General features: G+C 61.8%; 14 protein-coding genes and 1 pseudogene. 7 read left to right on the forward strand and 8 right to left on the reverse strand.

Features of this window, described 5'->3' with window-relative positions; genetic code table 11:
• Both AB4Z43_RS09375 and dnaQ read left to right on the forward strand, forming a co-directional pair.
• Positions 1-116: pseudogene (locus tag AB4Z43_RS09375) on the forward strand (IS110 family transposase); the annotation flags it as partial.
• 138 nt (positions 117-254) lie between these two features.
• Positions 255-977, forward strand: a complete 723-nt coding sequence (gene dnaQ, locus AB4Z43_RS09380) for a DNA polymerase III subunit epsilon (protein WP_441937090.1) — start codon at positions 255-257, stop codon at positions 975-977.
• A 9-nt stretch (positions 978-986) separates the two neighbouring features.
• Here dnaQ and AB4Z43_RS09385 read toward each other — a convergent pair whose 3' ends face one another.
• The 3 genes from AB4Z43_RS09385 to AB4Z43_RS09395 are packed head-to-tail and all read right to left on the reverse strand — an operon-like array spanning position 987 to position 3,912.
• Positions 987-1,943 carry an alpha/beta hydrolase gene (locus tag AB4Z43_RS09385; RefSeq protein WP_441937092.1) on the reverse strand — a complete coding sequence of 319 codons (957 nt, stop codon included), beginning with the start codon at positions 1,941-1,943 and terminating at the stop codon, positions 987-989.
• Positions 1,940-2,620: an isochorismatase family protein gene (locus tag AB4Z43_RS09390; protein WP_441937094.1), complete on the reverse strand. Its 681-nt coding sequence runs from the start codon at positions 2,618-2,620 to the stop codon at positions 1,940-1,942. The genes AB4Z43_RS09385 and AB4Z43_RS09390 overlap by 4 nt, the downstream gene beginning before the upstream one ends.
• Positions 2,617-3,912, reverse strand: coding sequence for a M24 family metallopeptidase (locus AB4Z43_RS09395; protein WP_441937096.1), 1,296 nt, complete (start codon positions 3,910-3,912; stop codon positions 2,617-2,619). The genes AB4Z43_RS09390 and AB4Z43_RS09395 overlap by 4 nt, the downstream gene beginning before the upstream one ends.
• 327 nt (positions 3,913-4,239) lie before the next feature.
• Between AB4Z43_RS09395 and AB4Z43_RS09400 the strand changes: the two genes are divergently transcribed.
• The gene (locus tag AB4Z43_RS09400) at positions 4,240-4,548 is read left to right on the forward strand and encodes a hypothetical protein (RefSeq protein WP_027047565.1); all 309 of its coding nucleotides are present in this window, start codon (positions 4,240-4,242) and stop codon (positions 4,546-4,548) included.
• Between the two features lie 51 nt (positions 4,549-4,599).
• Here AB4Z43_RS09400 and AB4Z43_RS09405 read toward each other — a convergent pair whose 3' ends face one another.
• Positions 4,600-5,571 carry a GlxA family transcriptional regulator gene (locus tag AB4Z43_RS09405; protein ID WP_441937099.1) on the reverse strand — a complete coding sequence of 324 codons (972 nt, stop codon included), beginning with the start codon at positions 5,569-5,571 and terminating at the stop codon, positions 4,600-4,602.
• A 219-nt stretch (positions 5,572-5,790) separates the two neighbouring features.
• On the opposite strand from AB4Z43_RS09405, the gene AB4Z43_RS09410 reads away from it, so the two are divergent.
• Positions 5,791-7,032, forward strand: a complete 1,242-nt coding sequence (locus AB4Z43_RS09410; protein ID WP_441937101.1) for a DUF262 domain-containing protein — start codon at positions 5,791-5,793, stop codon at positions 7,030-7,032.
• Complete coding sequence (locus tag AB4Z43_RS09415; RefSeq protein ID WP_441937103.1) at positions 7,025-7,837, forward strand: HEPN domain-containing protein; 813 nt, start codon at positions 7,025-7,027, stop codon at positions 7,835-7,837. Before AB4Z43_RS09410 ends, AB4Z43_RS09415 begins: the two co-directional genes overlap by 8 nt.
• An 80-nt stretch (positions 7,838-7,917) precedes the next feature.
• Here AB4Z43_RS09415 and AB4Z43_RS09420 read toward each other — a convergent pair whose 3' ends face one another.
• From AB4Z43_RS09420 to AB4Z43_RS09430, 3 genes are all read right to left on the reverse strand, one after another.
• Positions 7,918-9,102 carry a trans-sulfuration enzyme family protein gene (locus tag AB4Z43_RS09420; protein ID WP_019862191.1) on the reverse strand — a complete coding sequence of 395 codons (1,185 nt, stop codon included), beginning with the start codon at positions 9,100-9,102 and terminating at the stop codon, positions 7,918-7,920.
• Positions 9,099-10,532 (reverse strand): pyridoxal-phosphate dependent enzyme, encoded by a 1,434-nt coding sequence (locus AB4Z43_RS09425; protein ID WP_441937104.1) that lies wholly within the window; start codon positions 10,530-10,532, stop codon positions 9,099-9,101. The genes AB4Z43_RS09420 and AB4Z43_RS09425 overlap by 4 nt, the downstream gene beginning before the upstream one ends.
• A 169-nt stretch (positions 10,533-10,701) precedes the next feature.
• Positions 10,702-11,100: a RidA family protein gene (locus AB4Z43_RS09430; RefSeq protein ID WP_441937106.1), complete on the reverse strand. Its 399-nt coding sequence runs from the start codon at positions 11,098-11,100 to the stop codon at positions 10,702-10,704.
• A gap of 169 nt (positions 11,101-11,269) precedes the next feature.
• Between AB4Z43_RS09430 and AB4Z43_RS09435 the strand changes: the two genes are divergently transcribed.
• Both AB4Z43_RS09435 and AB4Z43_RS09440 read left to right on the forward strand, forming a co-directional pair.
• Complete coding sequence (locus tag AB4Z43_RS09435; protein ID WP_441937108.1) at positions 11,270-11,602, forward strand: hypothetical protein; 333 nt, start codon at positions 11,270-11,272, stop codon at positions 11,600-11,602.
• Positions 11,599-12,246 carry a cysteine hydrolase gene (locus tag AB4Z43_RS09440; RefSeq protein WP_441937110.1) on the forward strand — a complete coding sequence of 216 codons (648 nt, stop codon included), beginning with the start codon at positions 11,599-11,601 and terminating at the stop codon, positions 12,244-12,246. Before AB4Z43_RS09435 ends, AB4Z43_RS09440 begins: the two co-directional genes overlap by 4 nt.
• A gap of 13 nt (positions 12,247-12,259) precedes the next feature.
• On the opposite strand, the gene AB4Z43_RS09445 is transcribed toward AB4Z43_RS09440, so the two are convergent.
• On the reverse strand, positions 12,260-12,613 hold the full coding sequence (locus tag AB4Z43_RS09445; protein ID WP_064982314.1) for a winged helix-turn-helix transcriptional regulator: 354 nt from the start codon (positions 12,611-12,613) through the stop codon (positions 12,260-12,262).
• Positions 12,614-12,617: the final 4 nt, after the last annotated feature.

Raw genomic sequence — 12,617 nt, forward strand, 5'->3', positions numbered from 1 at the left:
TGCAGACTGCCGGAAAGGAGAAAATGGTCATCCGCATTGCGCTCGCCCGCAAGCTGCTCGTCATTCTCAATGCAAAAGCACGCGACGCGCGTAACGAATTCGCAAATGCAACTTGACACCTCAGATAGTCGCTCATCCGTCTCGGCGCTACGCGCCGATCCACCTTCTCCCACAAGGGGAGAAGAGAAAACAGGCATTGCCATTGCCATTTTGTTCCGCTGTATGATTCTGCTTGCTTAGAACGGACTGATTCGATGCGCGAGATCATCTTCGATACGGAAACCACCGGCCTTGATTCGCGCGACGACCGCGTGATCGAGCTGGGCGGCGTCGAACTGGTCAACCGTTTCCCGACCGGCAGGACGTTCCACTACTATATCAACCCGCAGGGCCGGGCGATCCATGAGGAGGCGCAGGCCGTGCACGGCATCAGCGCGGCCGATCTCGCGGGCAAGCCGACCTTTGCCGACATCGCCGAGGAATGGCTGACCTTCACCGACGGCGCCAAGCTGGTCGCGCACAACGCCACGTTCGACATCGGCTTCCTCAATGTCGAATTCGGCCGGCTCGGCCATCCCGTCGTCGACCCAGGCCGTGTCGTCGACACGCTGGCGCTGGCGCGCCGCAAGCACCCGATGGGCCCCAATTCGCTCGATGCGCTCTGCCGGCGCTACGGCATCGACAACACGAAGCGCACCAAGCACGGCGCGCTGCTCGATTCCGAATTGCTCGCCGAGGTCTACATCGAACTGATCGGCGGCAAGCAGGCGGCGCTCATCCTCGACAGCGCCACCGCGCCGGCGCAGGGCGAGAATGTCCGCCACATCGAGATCATCGTCGCCGAGCGCCCGAGGCCGCTGCCGGCGCGCCTGACCGATGCCGAGCGCGCGGCGCATGCCGCCATGGTCGCGACACTCGGCGAAAAGGCGCTCTGGCTGAAAGCCAATTCCTCCGAAAAGAGCGTTGCGGCGTCGTAGGACAAACACTCAATACGGCCACTCGCTCCGCCCCAGCGATGCAATCGCCGCGATGATGCGCGCGAACGCCTCCGCCGCGGCCGGCACCGTGGTGCGGGCGCGCAGGAAACTGTGCACCAGGCGCTTCTCTTCATGCCACCATGCCTTGCCGCCGGCCGCAACGATGCGGTCGCGGTAGGTTTCGCCATCGGACGATAGCGGGTCGCACTCGGCCGTGATGATCACCGTCGGCGGCAGGCCCGAAAAATCGTTGTCGCGCAACGGCGAGAAGGTCGGGTCGTCGGGCGATTGCCGCTTGGCCGAGCGGACGTTGCGATAGAAGGCGATGTCGCCGACGGACAGCAGTGGCGCCTCGGCATGCTCGACATAGGAGCTGGCTGCCTCATCGCCGCCGAGGCCGGGATAGATCAGCACCTGGCCGATCGCGGCTCTGATATGCTGGCGCGTCGCCTGCGCCACGGCCGCCGCCAGATTGCCGCCGGCGCTCTCGCCGCACAGCACCAGCGGCAGGCCCGACGTCGCCGCCCATGCGAAGGCGGCCATCGCATCGTCGAAGGCGGCGGGGTGCACATGCTCGGGCGCCAGCCCGTAGTCGACCGACACCACGTCGAAGCCGGTGCCGGCGCAGATCTCGGCACAGATGTCGTCATGGCTGTCGAGCCCGCCGAGGATGAAGCCGCCGCCATGGAAATAGAGCACCATGGCCCGCGCTGCCTTGCCGGCGGGCTGGTAGTGGCGGATCGGGATGCTGTGGCCCGAAGCGGCGACCAGGCCATCGCTGGCCTTGACCCCCGGCGGACGGCCCTGATGGAAAGCCCGGCACATCCTGTCATAGACCGCGCGCTGCTTGTCGATCGGCAGGCCGATCACCTCGGGCGGGTACCAGGCGTTGACGCTGTCGATATAGGCCCACAGCGCCGGGTCGAGCCGTGTTTCATATTTGCCGCGGTGTCGGTCTGCCGTCATAGATCGGCGTAGAGCGCCGCCGCATTGTCGAAGGTGAAGCGCAGCGGCACCGACCCCTCGACCTGCCAGGCGGTGACGGTCTCGCCGGCCAGCAGCCGGCAGGCGCCGTCCGTGTCGGTGACCGCGCCGCCATAGAGCCGGTTGGCGAGGTTGAGGATGCCGGTCTGGTGCATGGCCGCGCTGCCGCTGCCGCAGGCATCCTTGACCAGCAGCACGCGAAATCCCTTCGCCACGGCGTCCTTTACGGTGGCGTCGATACAGGCTTCGGTCCAGACGCCGGCGACCACAAGCCATTCGATGCCGCAGGCCTTGAGCCGATCGGCCGCCGGACCGCTGCGCAACGCGCTGGCCTCGGCCTTGATCAGCAGCGCCTCGTCCCTGGCCGGCGCTACCTCACGGCAGATCTCGGTCAGCGGATCGCTCTTGTCTGAGAAGGCCGACTTGCCGTCGGCACCGAGCGGATGAAAGGGCCGGTCCTGCTTGTCGAGATCGACGATATAGGCCCAGTGCTGGAGCGGCACGTGATTGGCGCGCGCCGCTTCTTGCAGCCGCTGGACATTGGCGAGGATGCCGGCAAAGCCCTCGACGAGGTAGCGCTTGTCCTGCCGGTGCTCTTCCTGCAGGTCTATGAACACGGCGGCCACCGTGCCGCGCTTGATGGAGATGGGAGCCTTCACGCCAAAAACTCGTCCTCATAGGGAAAGCGCGACAGAAGCTCCGTGCCCGTCTCGGTGATCAGGATCTCGTCCTCCAGCTTGACGCCCTCGCGGCCGCCCTTTTCGCCAATATAGCTTTCCACGCTCACCACCATGCCTGGCACGATATGGCCGTCGCGGCCATAGGTCTCGTAATCCATGGCATGCGCGATGAACGGTGTCTCGCCATGCATGCCGACGCCATGCATCACCGAAGTATAGCGTTGGTCGACGAAGCGGTCCGGGATCTTCCACGCCTTCTCGGCGATTTCGCGAAACGCCATGCCGGGTTTGACGATCGAGATGTTGTGCTGAACCTGGTCGTGCGCCATGCGGTAGAGCGACTTCTGGTAATCGGTCGGCTTGCCCGGCCCGCAGCGGAAGGTGCGCGAGAAATCCGAATAATAGCCGTAGCAGCCGATCGTGTCGGTATCGAGCGCGAGCAGCTCGCCCGGCCGGATCTTGCGGCCGCTCGCCTCGTTGAACCAGGGATTGGTGCGCTGGCCTGAGGTCAACAGCCGCGTCTCGATGAACTCGCCGCCCTGGCGGATGACCTCGCCATACATGATGGCGAACAAATCGTTTTCGGAAACGCCGGGCTTGATCGCCTCACGCACTGCATAGACGGCGGCCTCGGCGCCGGCCATCGACACTTGCAGGCATTTGACCTCCTCTGGGGTCTTCACCGCGCGCACTGCCAGGATCTCGCCCTGGCAATCCTTGACCTCGCAGCCGCGCTTTTCCAGGGCGAGCGCCTGCAGATGACTGCAGCGGTCGAGCCCGAGCTTCATCGAACCCCCGCCATGCTTCTTCAGGAGTTCGGCGATCTCGTCGGCGAAGGGGCCGGCGGTTTCGTCGTCGCGGCCCGAAACCGACGACCACACCAGCTTGGACGGACGCGCCTCGTCGATCGTGTCGAGCACCATCGAGACATGGTAGCTCTGCGGGTACTCGAACAGCACGATCGGCCCTTGGGTCGGGATAAAGAAGTAACGGGTCGAATTGCGCAGGAAGTAGCCGAACATGTTGCGCGAGCCGGTGGCGTAGCGCTGGTTGTACGGGTCGAACAGCACCACCCCGCCATAGCCGGCGTCGCGCATCCAGCCCCTCAATTTGGCCAGCCGGCCCTTGCGCAAGGCATCGGCGTCGATGAAGGATGGCTCGGTGTCAGACAGCCACATGCCGCCGGCCGGATCAGCCGCCGCCGGGTGGCGCATGCGGTCCTTGAAGTCGACGTCCTCGGTGCTGTCGGGGTCGAATACGACGATGCTCATGGGGTTCGGCCTTGGGTCGGTTGCGAGCCCAGACCATGGCGCAGGAGTGGCGGAGGCATTGTGCGGAAAACCGTATATGTTGTGCGGGATGCCGCTACACCCTAGACCCAGTGCCCATCAACCGAGCGATCGACTTCGATCTTTTGCTGACGGCCATCACCGAGTGATAGAAATGCTCTAGAGGCCGCAGTGGCTCCCCCAAGGGCTAGCGACTGAACTACTGCCAATCGCCCATTGCGGGCCATGCGTCATTCGCGGATATTGTTTGCATGTGAATTGGCCGGACGGAGCTATGAAGCCGCGATTGGCACCGATGGGAAGAGTGCTGTGCAAACCTTCAGCGAAAGAATGATCGGCAAATCGATCCGCTCCGTTGAGAGGAGCGAGCCGGGGTTCGGGATCAGCGTTCTTTTCTCCGACGGCACTGGGCTTACCGTCTATACAGAAGTGTCGCTGCACATGCGTGACAATGCAGGCGGTTCGTATATCGAACGCGTTACATCCACCGATGAAAGGATTACGCTCCACTTGGGTGGGGATGACTTCGTCGCGATTTCGATCGACCGCCAAAAACACGACGCCGTCGAGTTGTTCGTCTACCAAGACACAGACGGTACCTTTATCGTCGAGAACTAAGCGCATCCCTCTCCGCCCCGTTGGCTACAAGCAGAGGGTTGAGTTCTGACTCTAGTGCCGTCGCGCCAGCTTCGGCGGATGGCCATGCTCCTCGCGAAAAGCCCGGGCAAAGCTCGACATCGAGGCAAAGCCGCAGGCGAGCGCCACGTCGCGCACGGCGAGCGTCGAATGCGCCAAGAGGTCGGCGGCGCGCTTGAGCCTGAGCCGCCGGTAGTAGCCATTGGGCGAGATGGCGAGTTCGGAGCGAAAGCTGCGCTCGAGCTTGTCGGAGGAGACGCCGAGCCGCGCCGTCAGCTCCGCCATGCCGAGCCGTTCCTCGACCGCGTCTTCCATGATGGCGATGGCCGACAGCACCAGCTCGTTCTGCACGCCGGTGCGCAGTCTCAGCGGCATCAGCTTGCGGTCGACGCTGGAGCGCAGCTGGCTGTGCACGAACCATTCGGCGACGCCGGCGGCAAGCTCGGCGCCATAGTCGCGGGTGATGATCTCCAGCATCATGTCGAGACTACCGACGCCGCCGGCCGAGGTGAAGCGCTTGCGGTCGATGACATAGAGATCGCGGCGCAGCTCGATGTTGGGGAACGCCTCGGTGAAGGCGGCCTGGCTGGTCCAGTGCAAGGTGCAGGCATGGCCGTCGAGCAGGCCGGCGCGCGCCAGGAAGAACGCCGCATCCGCCACCGCGCCGATATGCGCGCCATTGCGCAGGCTGCGGCGGATCCAGCTTGCCGCGTCCTCGGCGACGAGATGGTCGGCATCGCCGCCCGAGCAGACGACGATGCGGTCGACCTTCGGCGCATCCTCGGCGTAGAACCCCGGCTGGATGACGACGCCGTTCGAGGCCTCGACCGCCCCTTTCGTGCCGCCGACGATGATCCAGCGATAGCATTGCCGCTTCGCCAGAACATTGGCGGCGCGCAGCGGCTCGATGACGGAACTGAACGCCATCATCGGAAAGCCAGGAAACACCAGCACCGCGAAGGTCAGGGGTTCGGTGGGTTTTTCGGGTTCGCGCGGGTTGTTCATGGCGTCGTTTGCCTCCGGCTGGGCCAACCTACCGATAGTACCTGCTGGAGCCGCACAAGTGCACTCAGCTATCTAGCGGCCGACGTAGGACGAGGATAGCGTCGGCGTTCGTTGAAGTACGACTCGTAAAAGAGAGGGACGATCGGCACCTGTCCTGCGAGAGCCATTTGTTGCATAACACCGCACTTTAGCCGCTACTACCACAAGGGAGACGACATAGTGGGTTCAATAGGCAGCAAAGATGAAGATGACGATCCGCTATTCGAGGAATTGGATGACGCAGAAGAAGCTGATGCCGATTTCAATGTGATTTCATTTAAGACGGTGGATGAGATCGAGAAATCAATCGTCGACTCGCCATTCAGAGCCATATATCAAACAAATAATTTTCTATTGCCACAGATAAAAGACGTCGTCGACGAATCGAAAACCGTAAACTTGAGGCCAGAATACCAGAGGCGATCAAGATGGACGAATAAACAGAAGTCATTGCTGATTGAATCGTTTTTGCTAAACATACCTGTCCCGCCAATCTTTCTATTTGAAGGTGATTTTGCACGATATGAGGTAATGGATGGCCAGCAAAGGCTTCTCGCGATTCGCGAGTTCTTTGCCAATCAGTTCAAATTGTCGTCGTTAGGCGTTCTGGCGCCATTAGTGGGCCGCACCTATGCGACTCTCCCACCTCGCACGAAACGTACACTCGAGAGGGCCTCGCTTTCCGCCATTGTGCTTTTGAAAGAATCTCGCGCCTCATTGAGGGACGCCAACACAAATCGTGTGCTTGAATTAAAGAAATTTGTTTTCGAGCGACTTAATACAGGCGGAAAAAAGCTCAACGCCCAAGAGATTCGCAATGCGGTCTATTCTGGTGTATTCAATGATACCATCATCAGTTTGACAAGAACTCCGGCCTTTACCAACATTTGGGGAATCCCCCCTTACAGCGCGGAATACACCGAGGCAGACTATGAGAGTCCTGAGAGAAAGAAAAATGCTCTCTACCAGACCATGGGCGATTGCCAGATTGTTCTTAGATACTTTGCTCTTCAGAACGGCAAGGGCATCAAGGGATCAATGCGTTCTATCCTCGATAAATGCATGGAGGCCAACCTAGACATGACTTCCGCGCAAGGGAGCATAATTTCTAAGCAATTTTCCGAAAGACTGATCTTCGCTGACGCACTTTTCGATGGAGCGCCTTTCCGCCTATCGCCCGGCGACACGGAACGACGATCGGAGAGTATGTACGATGCGGTAATGATCGCGATTGACCGACTCTGGGCAAAGCGAAATGACCTTGCCGCTGCAAAACAAGCGATTCAAGCTGCGTATTGGGCTGCATTGGATAGCCCGGAGAAGATTGAGCAGTTTACAGGACGCGCCAACACGGCAGCCGACATCCGAGCGAGAATATCTGCCATGGAGCAGCTTTTTAAGGCTTGCATCCAAAATGCCTGATTTCAAAGTTGCCGACTCCGAATTCGACAGGCAGGCGTCTATCCTCGAGATTTTAGTCAAGACGATTGACGTGTCGTCGCTCCAAGACGCCCTTGCTCCGACTCTTGTGGCTGGTGCCGCTTTACCTCTGGTTCCAGCGGGCGGGAAAAATACTATGGCCGCCGCAGCTATTGTATTATTAGCTGCACATTTTGAAGAGTATGTTCGGCAACAGGTGGAGGAGTATGCCAAGAGTGTGATCGTCGAATATGCGTTTCTGAAGAGTGAATTCAAGGATAAGTTAGTAGATACCTACTGGAGATCCGGCTCGGGAAAATTGTCACGAATCAAACCAAAAGGTTTTCCCGGATGGGCCGGTTTGGCAGAGCCCGTTCTACACGCGTTAATCGATTACCCGATCGGCACCAACATGCTGTCGTTCCAAGCAAAACTGGTGTCTGAGCACGAAAACAATATGAGATTCGATACTATGGCAGAGCTTTGCGGCAGAGTGGGTATAACAAAGCTTGGAGAACTGATGCATAAGTCCAAACCGCTTCGAGATGCTCTGAATACTCCATCGAAGGATCAGTTCAATATAACCCTTCAGCGGCGCGTATCCGAGTTTTACGAACTCCGGAACGGAATCGTACATTCGATCTCTCAGAATGCTGGTGTAGGCTCAACAGTTTTCAATCAGTGGGCGGTCTTCTTTCGGCACCTTACAACTGCTTTTTCCGGCGCGTTGGATGATGCATTTCAGAAGTTTAACAAGGAAATCGAGAAGGCGAAGCACGACGCGGCAGCGTCCGCGGTGGCAGGTTAGACGCTTGCTGCTCCAAGCTGATAGTCCCCACTAGCAACGGGTTGAGCAACGATCGGATGCGCAGCGAAACCCACCCTCCCCTATCCCCCCAGCGCCTGCTCCAGATCGGCGATCAGGTCATCGCCATCCTCGATCCCCGCCGACAGCCTCACCAGCGAATCCGAAATGCCGATCTCGTCGCGCTTCTCGGCGGGAATGGACCCATGCGTCATCAGCGCCGGATGCTCGATCAGGCTCTCCACGCCGCCGAGGCTTTCGGCCAGCGTGAACAACTGCGTGCGTTCGAGGAAGCGTTTGGTTCCGGCGAGATCGCGGTCGAGCACAGCTGATATCATGCCGCCGAAAGCATGCATCTGCTGGACGGCGATGGAATGCTGCGGGTGGCTGGCGAGGCCTGGATAGATCACGCGGCGCACATCTTTTCGCGCTTCCAGCCACTGCGCGATCTTTAGCCCGTTGTCGGAATGGCGCTCCATCCGGAGCGCCAGCGTCTTCAGGCCGCGCAGCGCGAGGAAACTGTCGAACGGGCCCGATATGGCGCCGACGGCGTTCTGCAGGAATTTCAGCTGGGCCGCCATTTCCTTGTTGTCGCCGACGACAGCGACGCCGCCGACCATGTCGGAATGGCCGTTGAGATACTTTGTCGTTGAGTGCACGACGATATCGATGCCCAGTTCCAGCGGCCGCTGGATATAGGGGCTGCAGAACGTGTTGTCGGCGACAGTGAGGACGCTCTTGCGCTTGGCCAGCGCGGCGACACCTTCGAGATCGACGATGCGCAGCAGCGGGTTGGTCGGCGTCTCGACCCACAGCAGCTTCGTCTCCGGGCGGATCGCCGCCTCCACGGCGGCAAGGTCGGTGAAGTCGACGAAAGAGACCTGCAGACCCGCCGAGCGCTTGCGCACCCGCTCCATCAGTCGGAAGGACCCGCCATAGATGTCGTCGGTGGCGACGATATGGGCGCCGCTGTCGAGCAGCTCCAGCACCGTCGAGATCGCCGCCAGGCCGGAGGCGAAAGCGAAGGCGGCCGTTCCGCTTTCAAGATCGGCCACCGCGCGCTCGAAGGCAAAGCGCGTCGGGTTCTGGCTGCGGGCGTACTCGAACCCCTTGTGCACGCCGGGCGACTGCTGGCCGTAGGTCGAGGTCGCGTAGATCGGCACCATCACCGCGCCGGTCAGCGGGTCGTGGCTCTGGCCGCCATGGATGGTGCGCGTGGAGAAGGCCAGGCGGTTCTTGCCCGATGGTGGTGGTGTGTGGCTGGTCATCGTGCGCGCCTCAAATGGTTGATCAGGTCGATGCGGGTGATCAGGCCGACGAACTCGTCGCCGTCGAAGATGATGGCGACCTCGTTGCGGTCGAACACCGGCAGCAGTGCATCCAGCGTCTGGCTGGCCTGCAGCGTGTGCAGATTGGAGGTCATCGCCGTGCGCACGGGCCCGTTGAAGCGCTCCCAGCGGCCGTCATAGGGGCCGTCGACTTTCGCCAGAATATCGCTCTCGTCGACGATGCCGATCAGCTTGCCATCTTCCAGAACCGGCAGCTGCGAGACATCGGAGCGGCGCATGCGGCCATAGGCGTTGAGCAGGCTTTCGTCCGGGCCGACATAGACCGTGTCGCCGGTGCGGTGCGAGCGCATCACGAGGTCGCGCAGATCGCCATGCTGCTCGTGCTCGGCCAGCCCTTGCTCGGCCAGCCAGAAATCGTCGAACACCTTCGACAGGTATTTGTTGCCGCTGTCGCAGACGAAGGTGACGACGCGCTTGGGCACCGTCTGCTCGCGGCAATAGCGCAAGGCGGCCGACAAAAGCGTGCCCGAGGACGAGCCGGCCAGAATGCCTTCGCGCGATAGGAGATCGCGCACCGCCAGCATGCTTTGCTTGTCTGATATCGAATAGGCTTTCTTCACCAGCGACAGGTCGGCATTGGGCGGTACGAAATCCTCGCCTATGCCCTCCACCGTCCAGCTGCCGGCCTCTTCCATCTTGCCGGTCTTGATCAAGGGCGCCAGCACCGAGCCGACCGGATCGGCCAGCACCATTTCGGTCTTCGGCGACACCTCGGCAAAGTAGCGGCCTAGCCCGGTCAGCGTACCGCCCGAGCCGACGCCGACGACCACCGCGTCGACATCACTGTTAAGCTGCGAGAAGATCTCCGGGCCGGTGGTCGTCTCATGCGCCAGCGGGTTGGCCGGATTGGCGAACTGGTTGGCATAGAAGGCGCCGGGCACCTCCGCCGCGATCTTCTCGGCCATGTCCTGATAATATTCCGGGTGACCCTTGCCGACATCCGAGCGGGTCATGCGCACCTCGGCGCCCAGCGCGCGCAGATGCTGGATCTTTTCACGCGACATCTTGTCGGGCACGACCAGCACGATGCGGTAGCCCTTGGGGATGCCGACCTGGGCAAGGCCGAGGCCGGTATTGCCGGCGGTCGCCTCGACGATGGTGCCGCCCCGCTTGAGCCTGCCCTCACTCTCGGCCGCCGCGATCATCGACAGCGCGATGCGGTCCTTGATCGAGCCGCCGGGATTCTGGCTTTCGAGTTTGATGAACAGCCGGCATTTGCCGGTGTCGAACTTGGTCAGCTCGACCACCGGCGTCTGGCCGATCAGATCGAGAACCGACTTGTAAGGCGGCCGCAGGCGCGAGGATTGGCCATCCGGGCTGCCTGGCGCAGCTTTTCCGTGCTCGCTCATATCGAAGCTCCCTGATCAAGCAACCGGCTCGGGGGCAGAGCGGCAGCGTAGCCTCTTTTCCAGCCGTTTGTCGCGGGAAAGAAGATAGAACGTGCCAATCAGCCGGCCAGACGAGGAATGAAATTCCAAGCGGCAGCTGCTCATCCCCCATGGCACCAAAGCAGGGCTTCTACACGATCGCCGCCTGCCCCTCGATCTCGATCAGGAAATCCGGATTGGCGAGGCCGAGCACGCGTATGCCTGTCACCACCGGCGGCGGCCCGCGATCGCCCCAAAATGCCATCCAGGCGCCGAAGGCCGGCCTGATGTCGGCGTCGCCGACAATGTAGATCGACAGGCGGACGAGGTCTTCCGGCCTGGCGCCGCCGGCATCGAGCACCATCGCCAGATTGGCCAGCGCCTGCGCGGTCTGCGCCGCGATGTCGCCCTTGCCGACGATCTGGCCATTGGCGTCGATGCCGTTCTGGCCGCCGATCAGTATGATGCGGGCCGAGGCCGGCAGCGCCACGCCCTGCGAATAGGCCGGGTTGCTGTGCATGCCCTTCGGGTTCAGCCGCTCGATGGCCATTGTTGTCTCCTCTCCGCTGGATGCCACGCGCCACGAAAGGGCAACCGGCCGGCTCGTTCAATGAACCATCTCGTTCGTTGAAGCCGCCATTTTCGACATGCTAGCCGAACGGGATGCAGGCCGAAACAAGCAGGCCGCGCGATCCTGACATGCCAAGAGGAGACAGCCGATGAAGATCATCGCCTATGACAACTTCAAGCCCGGCGTCACACTCGATGATTTGAAACCCTATCTGCGCGACGAGGTGTCGAATGTCTGGCGGCTGTGGAAGGCCGGCATCGTGCGCGAAAACTATGCCCGCGCCGATCTCGGCGGCGTCATCATCGTCTTCGAGCTCGATAGCGTCGAGGAGACAAGGCGCTATACGGACGACTTCCCGCTGTCGAAGGCCGGGCTGCTCGAGTGGCATTTTCTCGCCTTCGATCCGGCGCCGCTGCCGCTCGAATATCTGTTCGACCCCGGCGTTGACATCGCCCAACCCTGGGACCGGACCGCGGCATGATCCGGTCGAGCGAAGGCATAGAGGTTCCAGCCAACCTGGCCGAATGGTGTGATCCCAGCCGCGTGGCGCTGGTGGTCTACGACATGCAGGTCGGCATCTGCCGCCAGGTCGCCGGCGCGGCCGATATCGTCGAGCGCACAGGTATTGTGCTCGAAGCCGCCCGCTCGGCCGGCATGCGGGTGGCGTTCACGCGCCATCTCTCCTTGCCGCGCAAATGGATGGGCGCCACCCAATTGCGCACCGCCATGGCCTGGCAGCGGCGCGACAGTCCCGACGCGGTAGAGCCATGGTTCCTGCGCGACGCCGAAGCGACGAGAATTGTCCCCGAACTGGCGCCTCGCGCCGACGAAGCCGTGTTCGACAAGCTGACCATGTCGGCCTTCGATTCCACCGCCCTGGGCTTCGCCTTGCGCGATTGCGGCGTGCGCGCCGTCGCCCTTGCCGGCATCGCCATGGAGATCGGCATCGAGCCGAGCGTGCGCCAGGCGACCGACAATGGTTTTACGGCTGTGGTGATCGAAGACGCCTGCGGCTTCGGCAACCAGGAAGCGCGCGACCGCTCGATGGCGACGCTGCGTTTCCTCGGCGAGGCCGTCATCACCGATGTCGCCGGCTTTTGCGGCGCGCTTGCCGATGCGGCGTGAGGGACAAAAGTTGCTAGGCCGCCGCCTCGATATCACTGCGGAAGCGCACACCCTCGGCGCGGCCATGCACGCTGCCCCAGTCGTAGAGCGCCTGGAGCGCTGCGGCCAGATCTTGGCCGCGCTCGGTCAAGGCGTAGCGCGCCTTGCCGTCGGGCGACGTCTCGAGCACCACGAAGCCGATCTCGACGAGATCGGCCAGGCGCTGCGTCAGCATCTTGTCGGACAGCGACGGGATCAGCCGGCGCAGTTCGGAATAGCGCAGCGGCCCTTGCTTGATGCGCGCGATGATCACCGTTTTCCATTTGCCGCCGAGCGCGTCGAGCGCGAACTCGACCGGGCAGCCATAGAGTCTACCGCGTTGTGTCATGGCA

This window comes from Mesorhizobium sp. 2RAF45 (assembly GCF_052115225.1).
GTDB lineage: Bacteria > Pseudomonadota > Alphaproteobacteria > Rhizobiales > Rhizobiaceae > Mesorhizobium > Mesorhizobium jarvisii.

Bases quoted from the DNA above. Each gene is read 5' to 3' on its own strand.
- dnaQ (WP_441937090.1), top strand. From the start codon at position 255: ATGCGCGAGATCATCTTCGATACGGAAACCACCGGCCTTGATTCGCGC.
- AB4Z43_RS09385 (WP_441937092.1), bottom strand. From the start codon at position 1,943: ATGACGGCAGACCGACACCGCGGCAAATATGAAACACGGCTCGACCCG.
- AB4Z43_RS09395 (WP_441937096.1), bottom strand. From the start codon at position 3,912: ATGAGCATCGTCGTATTCGACCCCGACAGCACCGAGGACGTCGACTTC.
- AB4Z43_RS09405 (WP_441937099.1), bottom strand. From the start codon at position 5,571: ATGAACAACCCGCGCGAACCCGAAAAACCCACCGAACCCCTGACCTTC.
- AB4Z43_RS09415 (WP_441937103.1), top strand. From the start codon at position 7,025: ATGCCTGATTTCAAAGTTGCCGACTCCGAATTCGACAGGCAGGCGTCT.
- AB4Z43_RS09420 (WP_019862191.1), bottom strand. From the start codon at position 9,102: ATGACCAGCCACACACCACCACCATCGGGCAAGAACCGCCTGGCCTTC.
- AB4Z43_RS09425 (WP_441937104.1), bottom strand. From the start codon at position 10,532: ATGAGCGAGCACGGAAAAGCTGCGCCAGGCAGCCCGGATGGCCAATCC.
- AB4Z43_RS09430 (WP_441937106.1), bottom strand. From the start codon at position 11,100: ATGGCCATCGAGCGGCTGAACCCGAAGGGCATGCACAGCAACCCGGCC.
- AB4Z43_RS09435 (WP_441937108.1), top strand. From the start codon at position 11,270: ATGAAGATCATCGCCTATGACAACTTCAAGCCCGGCGTCACACTCGAT.
- AB4Z43_RS09440 (WP_441937110.1), top strand. From the start codon at position 11,599: ATGATCCGGTCGAGCGAAGGCATAGAGGTTCCAGCCAACCTGGCCGAA.
- AB4Z43_RS09445 (WP_064982314.1), bottom strand. From the start codon at position 12,613: ATGACACAACGCGGTAGACTCTATGGCTGCCCGGTCGAGTTCGCGCTC.